This window comes from Pedobacter sp. (assembly GCF_037719805.1).
Classification (GTDB): domain Bacteria; phylum Bacteroidota; class Bacteroidia; order Sphingobacteriales; family Sphingobacteriaceae; genus Pedobacter.
In genome coordinates, this window is record NZ_JBBJLZ010000001.1 from 1,042,879 (window position 1) to 1,062,273 (window position 19,395).

21 protein-coding genes are annotated in these 19,395 nt (G+C 41.0%); 16 read left to right on the plus strand and 5 right to left on the minus strand.

The window, feature by feature from the left end:
• Nucleotides 1-2: 2 nt before the first annotated feature.
• Genes WKF66_RS04630 through WKF66_RS04640 form a run of 3 tightly spaced genes read right to left on the minus strand, consistent with a single transcriptional unit; the run spans nucleotide 3 to nucleotide 5,932 of the window.
• Nucleotides 3-1,598 (minus strand): response regulator, encoded by a 1,596-nt coding sequence (locus tag WKF66_RS04630; protein ID WP_489673235.1) that lies wholly within the window; start codon nucleotides 1,596-1,598, stop codon nucleotides 3-5.
• A gap of 22 nt (nucleotides 1,599-1,620) precedes the next feature.
• A complete protein-coding gene (locus WKF66_RS04635; RefSeq protein WP_489673236.1) occupies nucleotides 1,621-2,445 on the minus strand; it encodes a CheR family methyltransferase in 825 nt (274 codons plus the stop codon).
• A 1-nt stretch (nucleotide 2,446) separates the two neighbouring features.
• Entirely contained in the window at nucleotides 2,447-5,932 is a 3,486-nt protein-coding gene (locus WKF66_RS04640; protein ID WP_489673237.1) for a response regulator, read from the minus strand.
• A 143-nt stretch (nucleotides 5,933-6,075) separates the two neighbouring features.
• On the opposite strand from WKF66_RS04640, the gene WKF66_RS04645 reads away from it, so the two are divergent.
• From WKF66_RS04645 to WKF66_RS04655, 3 genes are all read left to right on the plus strand, one after another.
• The gene (locus WKF66_RS04645) at nucleotides 6,076-6,420 is read left to right on the plus strand and encodes an arsenate reductase (protein ID WP_489673238.1); all 345 of its coding nucleotides are present in this window, start codon (nucleotides 6,076-6,078) and stop codon (nucleotides 6,418-6,420) included.
• 72 nt (nucleotides 6,421-6,492) lie between these two features.
• Nucleotides 6,493-7,221, plus strand: coding sequence for a peptidase associated/transthyretin-like domain-containing protein (locus WKF66_RS04650; RefSeq protein WP_489673239.1), 729 nt, complete (start codon nucleotides 6,493-6,495; stop codon nucleotides 7,219-7,221).
• Between the two features lie 91 nt (nucleotides 7,222-7,312).
• A complete protein-coding gene (locus WKF66_RS04655; protein WP_489673240.1) occupies nucleotides 7,313-9,280 on the plus strand; it encodes a M1 family metallopeptidase in 1,968 nt (655 codons plus the stop codon).
• Between the two features lies 1 nt (nucleotide 9,281).
• Here WKF66_RS04655 and WKF66_RS04660 read toward each other — a convergent pair whose 3' ends face one another.
• On the minus strand, nucleotides 9,282-9,917 hold the full coding sequence (locus tag WKF66_RS04660) for a DUF8465 domain-containing protein (protein ID WP_489673241.1): 636 nt from the start codon (nucleotides 9,915-9,917) through the stop codon (nucleotides 9,282-9,284).
• A gap of 508 nt (nucleotides 9,918-10,425) precedes the next feature.
• Here WKF66_RS04660 and WKF66_RS04665 point away from each other — a divergent pair.
• The 5 genes from WKF66_RS04665 (at nucleotide 10,426) to rpsJ (ending at nucleotide 14,165) form a co-directional block, all read left to right on the plus strand.
• Nucleotides 10,426-10,647: a VF530 family protein gene (locus tag WKF66_RS04665; protein ID WP_489673242.1), complete on the plus strand. Its 222-nt coding sequence runs from the start codon at nucleotides 10,426-10,428 to the stop codon at nucleotides 10,645-10,647.
• 117 nt (nucleotides 10,648-10,764) lie between these two features.
• Entirely contained in the window at nucleotides 10,765-11,181 is a 417-nt protein-coding gene (gene rpsL / locus WKF66_RS04670; RefSeq protein ID WP_410884823.1) for a 30S ribosomal protein S12, read from the plus strand.
• 16 nt (nucleotides 11,182-11,197) lie between these two features.
• Nucleotides 11,198-11,665, plus strand: coding sequence for a 30S ribosomal protein S7 (gene rpsG, locus WKF66_RS04675; protein ID WP_489673243.1), 468 nt, complete (start codon nucleotides 11,198-11,200; stop codon nucleotides 11,663-11,665).
• A gap of 16 nt (nucleotides 11,666-11,681) precedes the next feature.
• Entirely contained in the window at nucleotides 11,682-13,796 is a 2,115-nt protein-coding gene (gene fusA / locus WKF66_RS04680) for an elongation factor G (protein ID WP_489673244.1), read from the plus strand.
• Nucleotides 13,797-13,859: 63 nt separating this feature from the next.
• Entirely contained in the window at nucleotides 13,860-14,165 is a 306-nt protein-coding gene (gene rpsJ / locus WKF66_RS04685) for a 30S ribosomal protein S10 (protein ID WP_008244591.1), read from the plus strand.
• Between the two features lie 76 nt (nucleotides 14,166-14,241).
• Here rpsJ and WKF66_RS04690 read toward each other — a convergent pair whose 3' ends face one another.
• Nucleotides 14,242-14,850, minus strand: coding sequence for a hypothetical protein (locus WKF66_RS04690; protein WP_489673245.1), 609 nt, complete (start codon nucleotides 14,848-14,850; stop codon nucleotides 14,242-14,244).
• A gap of 105 nt (nucleotides 14,851-14,955) precedes the next feature.
• On the opposite strand from WKF66_RS04690, the gene WKF66_RS04695 reads away from it, so the two are divergent.
• The 8 genes from WKF66_RS04695 to rplV all read left to right on the plus strand — a co-directional run bounded on the left by WKF66_RS04695 (nucleotide 14,956) and on the right by rplV (nucleotide 19,395).
• Nucleotides 14,956-15,792, plus strand: a complete 837-nt coding sequence (locus WKF66_RS04695; protein WP_489673246.1) for a sulfite exporter TauE/SafE family protein — start codon at nucleotides 14,956-14,958, stop codon at nucleotides 15,790-15,792.
• Complete coding sequence (locus tag WKF66_RS04700; protein WP_489673247.1) at nucleotides 15,789-16,184, plus strand: DUF1634 domain-containing protein; 396 nt, start codon at nucleotides 15,789-15,791, stop codon at nucleotides 16,182-16,184. Before WKF66_RS04695 ends, WKF66_RS04700 begins: the two co-directional genes overlap by 4 nt.
• 183 nt (nucleotides 16,185-16,367) lie before the next feature.
• Nucleotides 16,368-16,985, plus strand: a complete 618-nt coding sequence (gene rplC, locus WKF66_RS04705) for a 50S ribosomal protein L3 (protein ID WP_489673248.1) — start codon at nucleotides 16,368-16,370, stop codon at nucleotides 16,983-16,985.
• Between the two features lie 4 nt (nucleotides 16,986-16,989).
• Nucleotides 16,990-17,619 (plus strand): 50S ribosomal protein L4, encoded by a 630-nt coding sequence (gene rplD / locus WKF66_RS04710; RefSeq protein WP_489673249.1) that lies wholly within the window; start codon nucleotides 16,990-16,992, stop codon nucleotides 17,617-17,619.
• A gap of 1 nt (nucleotide 17,620) precedes the next feature.
• Nucleotides 17,621-17,911 (plus strand): 50S ribosomal protein L23, encoded by a 291-nt coding sequence (gene rplW, locus WKF66_RS04715; RefSeq protein WP_489673250.1) that lies wholly within the window; start codon nucleotides 17,621-17,623, stop codon nucleotides 17,909-17,911.
• Nucleotides 17,912-17,934: 23 nt separating this feature from the next.
• Nucleotides 17,935-18,759: a 50S ribosomal protein L2 gene (rplB, locus tag WKF66_RS04720; RefSeq protein WP_410884804.1), complete on the plus strand. Its 825-nt coding sequence runs from the start codon at nucleotides 17,935-17,937 to the stop codon at nucleotides 18,757-18,759.
• Nucleotides 18,759-19,025: a 30S ribosomal protein S19 gene (rpsS, locus tag WKF66_RS04725; protein ID WP_136843375.1), complete on the plus strand. Its 267-nt coding sequence runs from the start codon at nucleotides 18,759-18,761 to the stop codon at nucleotides 19,023-19,025. Before rplB ends, rpsS begins: the two co-directional genes overlap by 1 nt.
• A gap of 7 nt (nucleotides 19,026-19,032) precedes the next feature.
• On the plus strand, nucleotides 19,033-19,395 hold the full coding sequence (gene rplV / locus WKF66_RS04730; protein ID WP_489673251.1) for a 50S ribosomal protein L22: 363 nt from the start codon (nucleotides 19,033-19,035) through the stop codon (nucleotides 19,393-19,395).

Below are 19,395 nucleotides of genomic sequence, written 5' to 3' on the forward strand. Positions count from 1 at the left end.
TCTTAGATCACCTTAGGTATGGTATATAGGGTCAGCTTTTTATACAGCGTGTCCAGTTTAAAAGGTTTTCCCAGCACGTCATTTGCACCAGCATCTATAGCAGTCTTATTATCGTTATCCATTACTGCTGCAGAAAAGGTGATGATTGGAATATTTTCTTTCCCTGGAGCATAGCCTTCCCGGATGTGTTTAATAGCATCCAGACCACTCATCACAGGCATATAGGTGTCCATCAGGATGATATCGTAATCTTGTTCTCTCAGCTTGTCTATCGCATCTTGACCATTTTCAACTACATCAGCCTTGATCTCCCAGTCTTTGAGGATTTTGATGATCAGAAACTTGTTGACTGGATTGTCTTCTGCCACTAAAACCCGTAAATGTGGTAATGGTTCAAACTTTTCTGGAGTCTTAATTGCTTCAGGTTCTACATCTTTGATAACCTGATACCAGTTTTCAAACTGGAACGTACTTCCTTTACCCAGTTCGCTTTGAACCTCAAGCGTGCCCCCTTTCAGTTTAGTTAAATTCTTCACGATGGATAGTCCTAAGCCGGTTCCTCCAAAATTAATTGTTGTCTTATCATCAGCTTGTTCAAAGGTTTCGAAGATCTTTTCTGTATTCTCCTTTGCTATGCCGATGCCGGTATCGATCACCGTAAATCTCACTCTAACGTTATTACCCTTTAAACTGACCACTCCAACTTTCAAAGTAACACTACCGACTGAGGTAAATTTGATGGCATTCCCAATGAGGTTCATTAAGATTTGATTTAACCGCAGCGAATCTGCGAGGATATGCCTGGGTAAAGTGGGGTCAAGCTCCGTAATCAAGTCCAGCTTTTTCTCTTTTGCTCTCAGGCTAAGTAGGTTTACCACTGCATTACACAGTTTTGGAAGATCAATTTCTGTTCTGGTGATCTTAAACTTGCCTGACTCGATCTTGGAGAGGTCAAGAATATCATTAATTACCCCCAATAGAGAATTAGAAGAGATCTCTAAAAGATTAATCATTTCTTTCTGATCGGCTGATAAGTCAGTTTTTCCTAACAATTGGGCAAGGCCTATAATTCCATTTATCGGGGTCCGTAGCTCATGGCTCATATTAGCCAGAAAGTTTTCTTTGATCCTCTTCCCTTGCTCTGCAAGTTCTTTCGCAACAATCAGCTCCTTCTGGTAAGCCTCCAGCTCTCTGTTTTTCTTTTTAACCTCCCGTTGGCTTCTGACAATTTGAATGAATGAATCCACTTTTGCAGAAGTCACAAAGGGGTCCAAAGGCTTATATAGATAATCAACAGCACCAGAATTAAGGCCTCTTACTGCATATTTAGTTTCTTTTGAAATGGCTGTTACAAAAATGATCAGTATATCTTTAGTTCTGGGATTACTTTTAAGGATCTCAACCAGCTCAAATCCATCCATTTCAGGCATTTGCACATCCACGAGTGCAATCGCAATGTCCATCTCCCAGGAAATTCTTAATGCTTCATTGGGATTGGTAGTGCTTACAATGTTTATGTCGTCTCTTTGCAGCAAGGCTTCCAGGGCGATGATGTTTTCCGGACGGTCATCAACAATAAGAATATTTATTTTTTCCATGTATAGGCTTTCTGTTATCGGTTTACGCTATTTTTTGATAAATATTATTCTTTTTATCGACGACTTTAAAACGACCTATTTCACTGCTTCGTAAGGTTTCTTTGGATCCAAGACAAAGGAACCCGAAATTAGCTAAACTGTTGTAAAATAGTTCTATTACTTTCATTTGAAGCTCCTGGTTAAAGTAGATGAGCACGTTCCTGCAGGAGATCACGTGAAACTCATTAAAAACCCCATCTGTAGCCAGGTTATGAACGGAAAACAGTACGTTCTTCTTTAAAGAGTGGTTGATGCTAGTTGCATCATATTTAGCAGTATAAAAGTCGGACAGGGTATGCAACGTTCCTGTGCTTTGAAAGTTTTCAGAGTATTGCTTCATTTTCTGAAGATCATATATGCCTAAACGAGCATGTTCTAGAACATCGTTATTGATATCTGTACCATAAAAGAAAGTACGATCATACAGGTTTGCTTCCGAGAACACAATAGCGAAGGAGTACAGTTCTTCGCCGGTTGAGCAACCTGCATTCCATACTTTAAGGCGTTGATAAGAGCCTAAATAAGGAATCACATTTTCCGACAGCGACCTATAAAACAATGGGTCCCTAAACATTTCTGTCACATTCACTGTGATTTCTATTAAAAAGGACTCGAAATAGTGTTGGTCATTTGTGAGCAAAGTACGTAGATCAAAAAGGCTTAGCTTTTGCAGGTGCATAATTCTGGTGACACGCCTTTTCAACGATGCCGCAGCATAATCTCCAAAGTCGAATTGCTGGGTGTTCCTTATGAGGTCAATTAAGCTATCAAGCTCCTCAAAGGTGATCTCCTGGTTTATACTCTGCATATTAACTCAGCCATACCCTAAGCATTGACAATAATTTATCAATATCAACAGGTTTGGAGATATAGTCGTTTGCACCTGCTTCAATACATTTTTCCCTGTCACTTTTCATTGCTTTAGCAGTGAGGGCGATGATAGGCAGTTTTGCATACCGTTTGTCCTTTCTAATCTCTTTCATAGCTTCGTAGCCATCCATTTCCGGCATCATGATGTCCATCAAAACCAGGTCGATCTGATCATTTTCCTGCAGCCGGTTAATGGCTTCACGGCCGTTGTTTGCGATAATGATATTCATATCATAAATCTGCAACGCACTTGACAACGCAAAGATATTGCGCATGTCGTCATCTGTAATCAATACCGTTTTACTGAGCAATGCTTTTTCAATAGTAGAGGCCCCCTTATCTACTGTGTCGCTTCGAACGGTAAGGGCTTTCCTGTTGCCCTGTTTCAGCTTATTCATAAACAGGCTTACTTCATCAATTAGCCTGTCGTTTGATTTGTTGCTTTTGAGCACCATCGCTTCCGTATGTTTAAGGATCTTGTCCATCTTATCCTGGGCCAATTCCATAGCGGTATTGATGATTACAGGTACATGTGCATGTTCTGGTAATGCTTTTATCTGATCAAGAAGATCAAAACCCGAAATGTCCGGAAGCTTAAGATCCAAAATTATGCAATCAAATTGTTGTTCTCCAAGTAGCTTTAAAGCTTCTTCACCGGTGTATGCCTGTTTCACTTCTACCCCTTTGCTTTCCAGCTGTTCAGTCAGAATTTTGCTTTGAAGTTCTTGATCTTCAATCACCAAAACCTTTCTCAAATTGTATTTGAGATGCGCAGAACTTAGCAGATTAAATGCGTCTTCCAAAGCCTCCTTTTCTACAGGCTTACTTAGAAAACCAATGGCCCCTTCATTTTTCGCCTTATCTCCCCTTTCATTTCCGGCAGACATCATATGCACAGGGATATGTTTGGTCCGCGGATCCGCCTTAAGTCGTTTTAAAATTTGCCAGCCATCCATTACCGGAAGCATGATGTCCAGCACTATCGCGTCAGGCAATTCTGATATCGCCATCTCTAAACCTGTGTCACCACGAGTTGCGATTATTGGGGAGAAACCCTTCTCCAGCGCATAGTCTGAAAGCAGTTCCGCAAAAACAGGGTCGTCTTCAACAATCAGCAATGTTTGTGTGGTAGAAGCGCTATGCTCTTTGACAGTAGGGTTCGTTAGAGAAGGAGGAATGGGTGAGACAATGGGAATGGTTCTTGAAGGCTTCTCTGACACCTCAACTTTAAGGTCAGCGTTTCGCTCTTGAAGGTACAGTGTAAAAGTACTTCCAGCGTTAGGTTCACTTTGAATCTGTATTTCCCCTCCCAGCATATAAGCCAGTTCCTTACTAATCGAAAGTCCTAGTCCGGTACCTCCATATTTCCTGCTCGTTGATCCGTCTGCCTGTTGAAAAGCTTCAAAAATTAGCTTTTGCTTCTCCAGTGGGATGCCGATTCCAGAATCCTTGACCTGAAAGCTAATAATACTGCCTTCGGCAGTATTCAATTGATCAGAGAAATAGGTTGTTCCTGGTTCCGCTACCGCTATCTTCAGACTAATTTCTCCCTGTTCCGGGGTGAACTTAAAGGCATTAGACAATAAGTTTTTGATAATCTGCTCCACCCGTGCCTGGTCGGAAATAATTACTTGAGGAAGTTTGTCAGACAACTCAGTTGTAAATTTAATTTTCTTGTTCCCTGCCACTTCCGTAAACAACGACTCGAGATTGTGTTGCATCTCTCCAGGATTGATCGGCTCGATGGTAAGGTCTACCTTTCCTGATTCGATCTTTGAAAGGTCAAGGATATCGTTAATTAAGGTAAGGAGATCGTTTCCGGCGTTATGAATCACCCCTGCGTATTTAATCTGATCTTCGGTTAGGTTCTCAGGCCTGTTTTCTTTCAAAATTCTTGCGAGGATCAATATGCTGTTGAGTGGTGTTCTCAGCTCATGACTCATGTTTGCCAGGAACTCAGATTTATACCGGCTGGACATCTCCAGTTCTTTTGCCTTGAGGACCATATCCTCTTTGGATTGGTTTACGATAACGTTTCGCTCTTCGAGTTGATTTGCCTTTTCCTCCAGTTCGGCGTTCATTTGTTTCAACTCTTCTTGTTGAACTCTCAGTTCTTCTTCCGAGGCCTGGAGCTGTTCAGACTTGAATAGCAACTCTTCATTTGTAGTTCGCAACTCCTCCTGCTGACTTTCCAACTCCTCTGACTGCTGTTGGGTCTGCTCAAATAAATCCCTGAGTTTAACTCTTGTGATGGCGCTGTTAATTGCCACACCGATGTTCTTAGCGACAGTTGTTAAAAAGAGTGTGGTCGCCTCATCCGGTGCATTTAATAATCCGAGTTCGATAACCGCAATTGTTTTTTTCTCGAAGATCACAGGTAAAAGAAATAGGGATGATGGATTGGTATTTCCTAAGCCGGAGTTGACCTTAATGTAATCTTCAGGAAGATCGTTGATCAACCTGGGACTCTTTTCCAATGCTGTTTGTCCGACCAGACCCTCGCCCGGTTTGTAGCTAATTAAAACGTTTTTGTTTCTTTGATATGCATAGCCTGCGACAAGGTTGAAGGTGTGTTTCGATGAAAGTTGATATAGCGCACCTACAGGCGCGTTGATGTACCGGCAGATTTCGGTGATGATATGGCTACCGAGCTGTTCGATCTCCTGCTCTCCGCTCATCACTTCGTTCAGCTGGGTAGCGCCGGAAAGCAACCAGTTTCTTTGCTCATTATCCGCTGAAATCTCGGCCAGTTGAATGTTGGATTCTCTGATCAGCGTTTCGGTGATCTTTTGTTGATCAAAGGTCTTCTTGATGTAAGAGAATAGGAATAATATCAAACAAAAGATAATAACAGAACTGGCCCATATTATCCAGGTGCTTTGAATACTGCTCTTAATCGTATTTGACTTTCTGATTTTTAAAAGTCTCAATTCATCACGGGTAATCCGTTCTGTTACTCCCAGAATTAACATTTTGATTCGTTGTCCGTTGCCGCTCAGTACCACTTTAAGGGCATTTTCCCTCCCTCCCAATGAATTGAAGTGGAGTACCTTTTGCATGTCTTCTATTTTTTGCTTCGCATACAGTTCCAGTGTGTCGATCCTTAAAGATTGCCTGGGATTATCCTGGACAAGGATTCCGAGCTCACCAATGGTTGGTGCAATTTTACCAACGTTCAAGGTATATGGGTCTAGAAAATCATTTTGCTGCGTCAATACAAAGCCTCTGAGCGATGCTTCAGAGTTAAGGATCTGCGACTCAATCTTCTGCGTCATGTTAAGGACTTCGTGAGTATGACTTTGCCATCTGGCATCCTGGCTTAGTGACTCTACACTAGTATAAGACGTAAGCGCAGAAATAAGAACAAAAAATAATGAAAAGCCGAAGCCGGCCATTACCTGTTGCTTAAAGGAAAGTTTGAGCATAGAATCCTGCAGATAGATGATGTGTTTGAAAAGGTATACAATAATAATAAATATTCCATTAGGGAATTATCTAATCTGTAGTCTATTTGTTTGAAGTGGTGACAGTGGCTGTGAAATTCCTGCCTTTTTTTTAGATTCGCAGGATGATAGTCTACGGCATTCCGAATTGTAATACAGTAAAAAAAGCCATTACCTGGTTAACACATCATGGTATTTCATTTGTATTTCACGATTTTAAAAAGAAGGGCATTAGTGCGGAGAAACTGAATCAATGGTGCGACTATTTCGGATGGGAAACGGTTCTAAATAAAAAGGGAACCACCTGGAAAAAATTACCCCTTGAAGAGCAGGAAGCTGTGGTAGATCAGGCATCGGCAGTTCAGATCATGCTTGCCAATACCAGTGCCATTAAAAGGCCGGTTATTGAAGTTGAAAACGCTCCAGTTCTGATCAGTTTTAATGAGGACAATTATCTCAAAGTCTTGTAAGCAAAAAAAGCGTTCCTGTTAATTTTTGTTAAAATCACCGCAATCAGTAATCGCCAGGCCTATATTTGGTAAATGTGGCGATTATCTCTTTTTCTGCTTATCCTTTTATCCCCCTTAAAAAACATAGCGCAGGAGACTATTTCCGGTCATGTATACGATTACGAGAAGAAGACGGCTCCATTGGAAGGCGTGGTGGTAAAAAACCTAAAAACCGGAAAAAAGCTTCAGACACCTGCTTCAGGGCGATTTACCATTGCCGCCGCAAAGGGTGATCTGCTTGAGTTCTCAAAATTTGGCTACCATAGCGACACCTTGTTTCTGACAAACCTGGCAGACAGACGCATCTATTTACCGGTAAGGGCGAATGAATTGAACGAAGTGAACATCCTGGGTGCAAAAGTTAATTCTGCGGTATACTACAAAGATCCGGAGGCCAAAGAGTTTAAAAGATTCGAGACCGACGACCTCAGGGGAAAGAAGAATAACGACAGGGCAGGGGGACTGAAGTTTAATTTAGGGTATGGAAAGTACCGCAGTCAGCTGAATAAGCGGAAGCAGCTTGAAGAAAAGGAGGGATACGAAGAAGAGATAAATTCAAACTTCAATGAGCGAATCATCTCAAGCTTGATCAAATTGCAGGGCGAGGAGTTGAAAACGTTCATCTACCTGTACAAGCCTGCTGCTTTATTAGTATCGGCAGAACGGCCTTTTAATTATAACGGTTATATCGTAAAGGCGTATAATACCTGGTTAAAGTTAAAGCCCGAAGAACGGAAAATGCCTCCTATGCCCAAGTTGTAGCTGTATTTTCCTCCATTGTTTCTATTATTGGCGTTACATTTGTCTGGAGGCCTATTGTTTTTATACATTTGCCTCAAATTCTCCATAGACTATGAACATCTTTCAAAAATCAACCTTATTTTCGCTCTTTTTTGCGGCATTAGGGGGTTCTGTATTCTCACAAAGTAGCACACCTGTTTCTAACTACGATCCACATGAGGCTTTTGGTCCGTTATTTTATACCCAAAACGGCAACGAGTTTCGCTCGGCAAGTGGGTATCCGGGTCCAAAATACTGGCAAAATAAAGTCGACTATAACATTACTGCAAGTTTAAATGATGTGACCAATACCATAACTGGATCGGTCACAATCACCTATAAAAATAACAGTTCCGATAAGTTGCCTTATCTCTGGCTTCAACTGGATCAAAACTTATTTGCTACAGGTTCGAGAGGTAATGCGTTGATCGCCGGAAACAGCCGTTATGGCAATAGAGGAGAAAAATTGGAAGGTGGGTATAAGATTGACGGTTTAGAGGTATCTCAAAAAGCAAAACCAGTAAAATTTAGTTCACTGATCGAAGATACCAGGATGCAGATTCGTTTGGAGCAAGCACTGGCACCAGGAGAGGTGGCTGTACTTAAGATGAACTTTTCGTTTGTGATCCCGATCAATGGATCTGATCGTATGGGGCACCTTACTACAAAAAATGGTGAGATTTTCACGATTGCGCAATGGTTTCCAAGGATGGCCGTCTATGACGACGTATTGGGATGGAATACTTTGCCTTACTGGGGCGCAGGAGAATTTTACTGCGAATACGGTGATGTGGACTTTGCGATAACAGCACCTGCCAATCACATTGTAATGGGTTCAGGAGAACTATTAAATCCTCAGGAAGTATTTACTGCAGAACAATTGAAACGCTGGAATGCAGCAAAGAACAGTGATCAAACGGTTGCAATCAGATCAGAAGCAGAGGTATTGAATCCGGCTTCGCGACCTGCAAAAGATAAATTGACCTGGAAGTTCAGAATCAAGAATACAAGAGACGTTGCATGGGCATCGTCAAAGGCCTTTGTGCTGGATGCTGCAAGGATTAATCTCCCAAGTGGTAAAAAATCTTTAGCTGTTTCTGCACAACCTATAGAAAGCAATGGAAAAGACAGCTACGGAAGAGGAGTAGAATATGTAAAAACAACTATTGAACATTATTCCACAAAGTGGTTTGAATACCCGTACCCGATGGCAGTAAATATTGCGAGCAATGTAGGAGGAATGGAATATCCCGGCATTGTGTTTTGTGGCTGGAAAGCAAAGAATGCCAGTGCATGGGGTGTGATCGATCATGAGTTCGGACATACCTGGTTTCCTATGATCGTTGGAAGTAACGAACGTAAATACGGTTGGATGGATGAAGGTTTCAATACATTCATCAACGGCATCTCTGCTCAATCATTCAACAACGGAGAATACAATGAAGGAAAGACAGACATGCGTCGGGCTGCTCAAAATTATTCAAGGCCTGAATCGGAATACATCATGTTAAGTCCGGATGCCATGAGAGAAGCTAATATCGGTCGTAACTTGTACAGTAAGCCTGGACAAGGATTAGATATTTTAAGAAACCAGGTTCTTGGTGCCGATCGTTTCGATTACGCATTCAGGAAATATATTGAGGAGTGGTCTTTCAAACATCCTACGCCATTTGATTTCTTCAGGTCGATGGAAAATGGTGCAGGGGAAGATTTGTCATGGTTCTGGAAGGGCTGGTTCTTAGAAAACTGGAAAATGGATCAGGCGATTACGTCGGTAACGCCTAGCAAAGGGCAAAATGCCACTCCAGGATATGATATTGAGGTGGCTAACTTAGAGAAGATGCCTATGCCGATTATTTTAGAGGTCAAGACTAAAAGTGGCAAAACGGATATCTTGAAATTAGGTGTTGACGTTTGGATGAGAAATAAGAGTTGGGTAATTAAGTATCCAACCGCCGAAGAAGTTATTTCGGTACGGTTGGATCCTGATAAAGTAATGCCTGATGTTAATCCGGCAAACGATAATTGGCCGGCGCGATAGTTTACTTAAAGAAACTATTTTTAAGTTTTTCTGCGTCGAGTACAGGGGCTGGTTTATCAAGACGGATAGACCAGCCTTTTGTTTTTAACAAAGGAATTTCGACTTTAGCTACGGAGAGGTCTTTTCCTTTTAGTTGTTCGTGGTAAATCAGGGGAGCTAAGGGTTCCACATTGGCCTTGGTATTAAATAATACCTCTAATCTAAATTTTGGCCATAGTTGTATGTCACTCATGTTTGCAGAATAGATTTTTATACTGCTGTGCGGTTTGATCATGCCTGCATATTCTCCATTAAAGGTTCCGTTTTTCTCAGTAGTAAGACTTGCCAATAACTGGAAAGAACTTTCGTTTACCAGGTGGAAGTGGGCGACAGAAGCGATATGCTGATCGCTGATCAAGCCGAGGGAAATGCCCTCTGCTACGAAGACTTCAGGGATAGCTTGAGAAAGCGTGCTGGAAGCCAGCGGTCCATTTTCGGGTATTTCACCATGTATAAGGGTAACTTTAGATGCCATAACTGGTATCTCAAAATCATTTGCGTCTGTAACGCCAATCATATCTTTATCGATGATCCGGGTGATATATCCTTCCAGATTTTCATCTACAAAACGAACAAAGTCTCCAATTTTTAGGTGCATAGGATTTGTATTAGAATACAAATTTAGGCAAATGACTTAACATGTGGAGTTGAATTGGTGCTGTGTGCGGCTATACTTGCGAGTAGAAGCAATATGGAGTCCTTTGTACGTAACTAGAAAGGATGGCGCATTTACATGGGAGTTAATAAAGAGTTGACAGGCGCAACCTCCCTATGAAGTCCCTGTTACCTCCCTGTCATGTCCCTGTTAAGTCCCTGTCATTTACGACCATAACGTTAACTATTCACGATTTTAGGAGCTCGTAATTATTTGGAATTAAACCTAAAGTTAAACATAATATGTTAGTATCCGAGCGTCATTGCGGCGTAGGCCGCAACCTCGGGCTAGTTGGCATCGCTACGCCGAGGTCCTGAAATAAATTCAGGAAGACGGGGGTATAAGCTGTCATTGCCGCTTCAATGGGTTTGCCCAAACAATAAAATCTCAAGAAGCGCAATGCTTTAAACATTACCCCTCGAATATAAACAGAAACCAGTATTTTTACAGCATGGATGCAGAAGAGCAGAAGAACAACCCTTTACATGGCAAAACCCTGGAATTCATTCTAAAGCAATTGGTATGGCATTATGGCTGGGAAGAGATGGGCACTTATGTTAAAATAGAATGCTTTAACAACAATCCTTCTATGAATTCAAGCCTCAAATTTTTACGAAAGACCGATTGGGCGAGGAAAAAAGTAGAGAAACTTTACCTCGATACTTTTCAGTAACATATAATTAATAAATCTTAGTTAACACCTTGATTCATAAAATGTATTGTCTTACCTTTGCAGTCCCTTATTGAGGGGTAAAGTTTTTAAACATTAATAGAAAAACAAAAAAGAACAATGCCAACCATTCAGCAATTAGTTAGAAAAGGTAGAGTAGCACTGGAGTTCAAGAGTAAGTCTCCGGCGTTGGACAGTTGTCCACAGCGAAGAGGTGTATGTACACGTGTATATACTACTACCCCTAAAAAACCAAACTCAGCAATGCGTAAAGTTGCCCGTGTACGTTTAACCAATGGAAAAGAGGTGAATGCCTACATCCCTGGTGAAGGTCACAATCTACAGGAGCACTCGATCGTATTGATCCGTGGTGGTCGTGTTAAAGATTTACCAGGTGTACGTTATCACATCATCCGTGGAGCATTAGATACTTCAGGTGTTGCTGGTCGTAACCAACGTCGTTCAAAATACGGCACAAAACGTCCTAAGCCGGGACAAGTAGCTGCGGCTCCAGCAAAAGGTGGTAAAAAGAAATAATTAGGAGGAAAGAAAAATGAGAAAGTCAAAACCAAAAAAGAGAATTATCCTTCCTGATCCTAAGTTTAACGATGTTCAGGTAACAAGATTTGTAAACAATATGATGTACGATGGAAAGAAATCCATTGCATATGATATTTTTTATGATGCAGTAGAATTAGCTGAGAAAAAAGCTGGTGAAAACGGCTTAGAAATATTTAAACGTGCTTTAGTAAACATCAGTCCAGCTGTAGAGGTTAAATCTCGTAGAGTTGGTGGTGCAAACTTCCAGGTACCTACAGAAGTAAGACCAGACCGTAAGATTGCTTTAGGCATGAAATGGTTGATCAATTATGCTCGTAAACGTGGTGAAAAAACTATGAAAGAGAAATTGGCAGGTGAAATTATTTCAGCAGCTAAAGGTGAAGGCGCAGCAGTTAAGAAAAAAGAAGATACGCATAAAATGGCTGAGGCTAACAAAGCGTTCTCTCATTTCCGTTTCTAATAATTGAAAATATATAATGTCAAGAGATTTAAGATTTACTAGAAATATTGGGATTGCAGCTCACATTGATGCGGGTAAAACCACAACAACGGAGCGTATTCTTTATTATGCTGGTGTTAGTCACAAAATTGGTGAAGTGCACGAAGGTGCTGCAACAATGGACTGGATGGCACAAGAGCAGGAGCGTGGTATTACCATTACTTCTGCTGCTACAACAGTAGGATGGAAATACAGAGATCAGGATTATCACATCAATATAATTGATACACCGGGTCACGTGGATTTTACCGTAGAGGTAAACCGCTCGCTACGTGTATTGGATGGTTTGGTGTTTTTGTTTTCAGCAGTTGATGGTGTAGAGCCACAATCTGAAACCAACTGGCGTTTAGCTAACAACTACAATGTTGCCCGTATCGGTTTTGTTAATAAAATGGACCGTTCAGGAGCAGATTTCCTGAAAGTTGTTGCACAGGTAAAAAGTATGTTAGGTAGTAATGCAGTTCCATTACAATTGCCTATCGGTGCTGAAGATAGCTTTACAGGTGTTGTTGATCTAATCAATAACCGTGGTATTGTTTGGAATGAGCATGATAAAGGGATGACCTTTACTGAAGTGCCAATTCCAGAAGATATGATTGATGAGGTTGCAGAGTGGAGAGAGAAGTTATTGGAATCTGTTGCAGATTACGATGAGTCTTTGATGGAGAAATTCTTCGAAGATCCAAACTCCATCACTGAGCGTGAGATCTTAGATGCATTACGTGCAGCTGTATTGGATGCTAAAATTGTACCAATGGTTTGTGGTTCATCTTTCAAAAATAAAGGTGTACAAACTATGCTTGACTATGTGATGGAATTATTGCCATCACCAATGGATTCTCCAGGTATCGTTGGAACACATCCTGATACTGGCGAAGAAGTTTTGCGTAAACCAGATGAAAAAGAGCCTTTTGCAGCTTTAGCATTTAAAATTGCAACAGATCCTTTCGTTGGTCGTCTATGTTTCATCCGTGTATATTCAGGTAACCTGGAAGCAGGTTCTTATATCTACAATGCACGTTCTGAAAATAAAGAACGTATTTCCCGTATCTTCCAGATGCATGCGAATAAGCAAAACCCTATTCCTAATGTAGGAGCAGGTGATATTGCCGCTGTTGTTGGTTTTAAAGATATCAAAACAGGAGATACGCTTTGTGAAGAGAAAAACCCAATCATATTGGAGTCTATGAACTTCCCTGAGCCAGTTATCGGTTTAGCTATTGAGCCTAAAACTCAAGCTGACATTGACAAATTGGGTATGGGATTGTCTAAACTTGCAGAAGAAGATCCTACATTTAGAGTTCAAACTGACGAGGAAACTGGTCAGACTGTAATCTCTGGTATGGGTGAGCTTCACCTGGACATCCTGATTGACCGTCTTAAACGTGAGTTTAAAGTAGAGGTTAACCAGGGAGCACCACAAGTTGCTTACAAAGAGGCGATCTTCGGTACAACTCAACACCGTGAGACTTACAAAAAACAATCAGGTGGTCGTGGTAAGTTCGCGGACATTCAGGTTGTGATTTCACCAATTGACGCAGACTTCGAAAAAGGTGGTTTACAATTTGTCAATGAAATCTCTGGTGGTTCAATTCCACGTGAGTTTATCCCTTCAGTAGAAAAAGGATTTGCAGCAGCAATGGCAAACGGAGTATTGGCAGGTTATCCACTACCAGACATGAAAGTTCGTTTAATTGATGGTTCATTCCACGCAGTCGATTCAGATGCTTTGTCATTTGAACTTGCAGCTAGAATGGCTTACCGTGAAGCATTGCCTAAATGTAAACCTACGTTGATGGAGCCAATCATGAAAATCGAAATCCTGACCCCAGAAGAAAACATGGGTGATGTTATCGGTGATATGAACCGTCGTCGTGGTCAACTTCTAGGTATGGATACACGTGCGGGATCACAAGTAATTAAAGCGACTGTGCCTTTGTCTGAAATGTTTGGTTATGTAACTCAGTTACGTACAATTACATCAGGACGTGCAACTTCAACAATGGAATTTGACCATTACGAGGCTGCTCCTAAAAACGTACAGGATGAAGTAATTGCGAAATCAAAAGGTAGAGTTAAATCTATAGATTAGTACAAATAACTTAGCGGGTAGTTATTAATAGCTCTAACTACCTGCTTCATTTAAACATATATCATGAGCCAAAGAATCAGAATCAAATTGAAATCTTACGATTACAACTTGGTAGACAAGTCTGCTGAGAAGATCGTTAAGACAGTTAAACCTACGGGTGCAGTAGTAAGCGGACCGATTCCCTTGCCTACAGAAAAGAAAATCTTCACTGTTTTGCGTTCACCACACGTGAACAAAAAAGCGCGTGAGCAGTTTCAATTGTGTGCATACAAACGTTTGTTAGATATTTATAGCTCTAACTCTAAAACAGTTGATGCATTGATGAAACTTGAATTACCAAGTGGTGTTGAAGTAGAAATCAAAGTATAACTTTAGGGTTTACGACGAAAAAGGCCTTCCAGAAGTAATTCTGAAAGGCCTTTTTATTTATCCGGTAGTGGCTTTCCTAGCCTCTGCTTTTGAGCTCGTCAATTTTATTGCGCTCATCCTGAAGTTCTCTTGCTAATTTTTTCTCCTTATCGTTCGACTTCACTTTATAAGCCTGAAACTCCTGAGAAATCTCCTCATATAATCCAGTCCGGTATTTTGCTTCTTGCACGCTTTTGGCAGATCGAAGGAAAACTATGGTTAATACCAATGCAAGAACGATAATGATAGTCCAGACCCCCACGTTATAACTAGATTTGGAGAAGGCCATGCCAAGAAAGGTAATTTGATCCATCTTAGCGTTGGTAGCCGCCAGAGAGGATTCCGTTCCGGAAATCTCCGACTTTAGTCCGGATACCCCTTTTTCCAACGTTGCAATTTGCTTTTGAGCTGTTGATGAACGTTTTCTTTCGGTTTTAATCGTGTCACGTACGTTTTGCCAAAACTTCGATAAGCGGGAGGGGTTGACGAGCTTATTTCCGTAGAGTGTTTTAGATTTTGATAATAGGAGTTGGTATTGTCCTTGAAGGCTAGGATCTGGTGCAATGCTATCCCGCACCTTCGTCTGAGCTATTAAAGTCAGATTAAGCATCATCAGTGCAAGTAGGAAAATGGTAATTCTTTTCATTAAGACAATTTTAGGTTCCGTGAATATATTGAAATAGTTACTTCTATTGTAACAATGGGGATTTAATTTTATTGTGTTTTGGTTGTAGATGGTATCTTTGCCCGGATGTCTGTACTGCTATTTACAATCGTTGTTTTGCTGGGGGCTTTCCTGGCTGGACTACTTGGGTCGATGACCGGATTGGGCGGTGGAGTGATTATTATTCCTTTACTAACGCTTGTGTTGGGTGTAGACATTCATTATGCGATTGGCGCATCGATCATTTCTGTGATCGCTACTTCATCTGGTTCCGCTGCTGCTTATGTAAAAGAAGGTATCACTAATATAAGAATTGGGATGTTTCTAGAGATTGCTACTACCATCAGTGCCATTTTTGGGGCGATCATTACCGCTTACATTAATCCCTCTTATATCGCAATTGTGTTTGGCGTAATTTTGTTGTTTTCTGCTGTGATGATGGTCAGGAACAAGATTGACAGATCTGACAATGATACCTCTGGCAATCTAGCCCTGTGGCTTAAGCTCAACGGAACATACCCGACTGATGCAGGAGTGGTTAAATATGCGGTACATAATGTAGTAGGGGGCTTTATGATGATGTTCGTCGCCGGACTTATATCCGGGCTTTTGGGAATTGGATCAGGAGCTCTGAAAGTAGTCGCGATGGATAATATCATGCGCATACCTTTTAAAGTATCAACCACGACCAGTAATTTTATGATGGGCGTAACCGCTGCCGCGAGTGCCGTGGTGTATTTTCATCGTGGACAGATTGACCCTGGGATTGCGATGCCGGTTACTATCGGGGTTTTGCTGGGCTCTACGCTTGGTGCGAAGATCCTGTTAAGGACAAAAACGGATAAGCTAAAGACTGTTTTCGCAGTCGTAGTCACATTTTTAGCTGTACAAATGATATATAACGGAATTTCAGGAAGATTATGAAAAGGGATGCGGACCACTTTTTAGCTGATAAAGATGTGCAGGTGATACTTGGCACATTGTTGCGAGTGGGAGTTATTGCTGCTATGACTGTAGTATTTGTGGGTGGTGTGATTTACTTGCTATCCGGCCATGCAAACATTGTTGACTACCGCGAGTTTCACGCTGATAAATCTGGCATGTCATCGGTGCTGGCTGTTTACCGGGGAGTGATCCATATGGATGGAGCTGCGATCATCCAGTTTGGTACATTATTGTTGATTTTTACGCCGGTTGCGAGGGTAGTTTTTTCCATTTTTAGCTTCCTTATAGAGCGTGATTACCTATATGTGCTGATCGGATTATTGGTTTTGACTGTGATAATGATCAGTTTGAGCAACAAGCTGATTGGCTAAAAGTTGTTTTAAATGAGCGGGGTCCCGCGGAAACAAATAAAATGCATTTATTTCAAAATAAAATGTGCTAACTGTTTGAAAATTAAGATTTCTTTCCTATTTTTGCCCTCCCTTAATAGGGATGTGTATCCACCTTGAACGAAGCCCTACTGCTTCGATGGGTGTTAAAATTAGAAAAAGAAAATGTCAGGTATTATTGGAAAAAAAGTAGGAATGACCAGCATTTTCGACGCCGATGGAAAGAATATTCCATGTACGGTGATCGAAGCTGGGCCTTGTGTAGTTACACAAGTGAAAACCGAAGAGAAAGATGGTTACGTTTCAGTTCAGCTGGGTTTCAGCGAAGCTAAAGAAAAGAACACCACAATGCCCCTAAGAGGCCACTTTGCGAAAGCAAACACTACACCAAAACGCAAGTTGGTTGAATTCGAACCGTTTGCAGAATCTCTAAGCTTAGGTGACACAGTAACAGTAAGCATTTTTAACGAAGGCGACTTTGTTGATGTTGTTGGTACGTCAAAAGGTAAAGGTTTCCAGGGTGTTGTAAAACGTCATGGTTTTGCTGGTGTTGGTGGACAAACTCACGGACAGCATAACAGAATGCGTGCTCCAGGTTCATTAGGAGCTGCTTCTTATCCTGCACGTGTATTTAAAGGCATGCGTATGGCGGGAAGAATGGGTGGAGACAGGGTTAAAGTTCAGAACTTACAAGTTTTGAAAGTTTATGCTGATCAAAATCTGGTTGTAGTTAGTGGTTCTATACCAGGAGCCAAAGGTTCTTACGTAATCTTAGATAAGTAAGCAGATGGAAGTTAAAGTATTAAACATTTCAGGACAAGAGACAGGCGCAACAGTGCAACTTCCTGAGTCGGTATTTGGCATTACGCCTGTTGACCATGCAATTTATTTAGATGTTAAACAGTATTTGGCTAATCAACGTCAAGGTACTCACAAGTCTAAACAACGTAATGAGATTGCTGGTTCAACCCGTAAATTATATAAACAAAAAGGTACTGGTGGTGCTCGTGCCGGTAGTATTAAATCTCCATTGTTCAATGGTGGTGGTCGCGTGTTTGGTCCTCAGCCCCGTGATTACAGTTTTAAATTGAATAAAAAATTGAAAGTGTTGGCTCGTAAGTCTGCATTATCTTACAAAGCACAGGATTCAAATGTTGTGGTTTTGGAAGATTTCTCTTTCGATTCTATCAAGACTACAAACTACATCAATTTAGTTAGCGCTTTAAATTTAGCTGGCGAAAAGACATTGTTGGTTTTACCTTCACAAAATAACAATATCTATTTATCAAGCAGAAACATCCAGAAAGCGAAAGTAATCACTGCAGATCAGTTAAATACTTATGATGTATTGAACTGCGGAAAACTTTTGTTAACGGCTGATTCTCTTAAAACATTGGAGGAGGCATTCGCCAAGTAATATGGAAATTCTAAGAAAACCAATATTAACAGAAAAAGCTTCTGTATTGACTGAGAAGTCAAATCGCTTCACTTTCAGAGTTGAGCACAGAGCGAACAAACTGCAAATCAAAGCTGCTATAGAAAAAATGTACGGCGTTAACATTCTAGCGATCAACACAATGATTGTAACTGGAAAAGTTAAATCCAGAAACACTAAAGGCGGATTGGTAACAGGACGTAGCCCTAAGTACAAAAAGGCTATTGTTACTTTGAAAGCAGGTGAGACAATAGATTATTACGCGAACATTTAATAAGAATTGAATATTTATAAACTATGGGCTTAAGAAAATTTAAACCAGTCACTCCGGGAACCCGCTTTAGAGTAGGTGCCAGTTTTACGGAGATTACAGCAACCAAGCCCGAAAAATCATTGGTTGTATCTTCTAAGAAATCGGGAGGACGTAACAATACAGGAAAGATGACTATGCGCTACATGGGTGGTGGTCACAAAAAATCTTACCGTTTAATTGACTTTAAACGTGAGAAATTTGATATTCCTGCAACAGTAGCTACTGTTGAATACGATCCAAACCGTACAGCACGTATCGCATTATTACATTATGCGGATGGTGAGAAGCGTTATATTATTGCACCGGAAGGATTGCAAGTAGGGCAAAAGGTAGTGTCGGGTGATACTGCAACTCCAGAAGTGGGTAATACTTTGAAATTGAGCAATATTCCATTGGGATCTATTGTACACAACGTGGAGATTCATCCAGGTCGTGGTGCTCAATTAGCACGTAGCGCTGGTGCTTATGCACAATTGGCTGCTCGTGACGGTAAATATGCTACATTGAAAATGCCATCAGGCGAGACAAGATTAATCTTGACTACTTGTTTGGCTACGATAGGAGCTGTTTCCAATTCAGATCATGCAAATGAAGTATTAGGTAAAGCTGGTCGTAATCGTTGGTTAGGTCGTCGTCCAAGAACGCGTCCGGTAGCGATGAATCCTGTCGATCACCCTATGGGTGGTGGTGAGGGACGCTCATCAGGTGGTCAGCCAAGATCAAGGAATGGTATGTATTCTAAAGGCTTCAAGACCCGTACACTTAAAAAATACTCAAATCGTTTCATCATAGAGAAAAGGAAGAAATAATGGCTCGTTCGATAAAAAAAGGACCTTATATTGACCATAACGTAGAGAAGAAAGTAGTCTCTATGAATGATTCAGGCAAAAAGTCTGTCATTAAAACATGGTCTCGCAGATCAATGATCTCACCAGATTTTGTGGGTCATACATTTGCAGTACATAACGGTAATAAATTTATACCGGTATACGTAACAGAAAACATGGTTGGTCACAAGCTGGGAGAGTTTGCTCCAACCAGAACATTTAGGGGTCACTCTGAAAAAAGAAAATAATTAGAAGATGGAAGCAGTAGCGAAATTAAACAATTGTCCAACCTCACCACGTAAAATGCGTTTGGTTGTAGATCTTATCAGAGGTGAGCGTGTTGAGAAAGCTTTACATATTTTAAAGTTTACCAATAAAGAAGCAGCAATAAGAGTTGAGAAACTATTATTATCAGCAATCAAAAACTGGGAAACTAAAAATGAAGGTTCTCGCCCTGAAGAAAACCAGTTATTCGTGAAAACGATAATGGTAGGCGGTGGTCGTCAATTAAAAAGACTTAGACCAGCACCTCAAGGCCGTGGTTATAGAATACGTAAACGTTCAAACCATGTTACCTTGATAGTAGATAGTAAAAACGTTGAAACTCAAACTAATTAA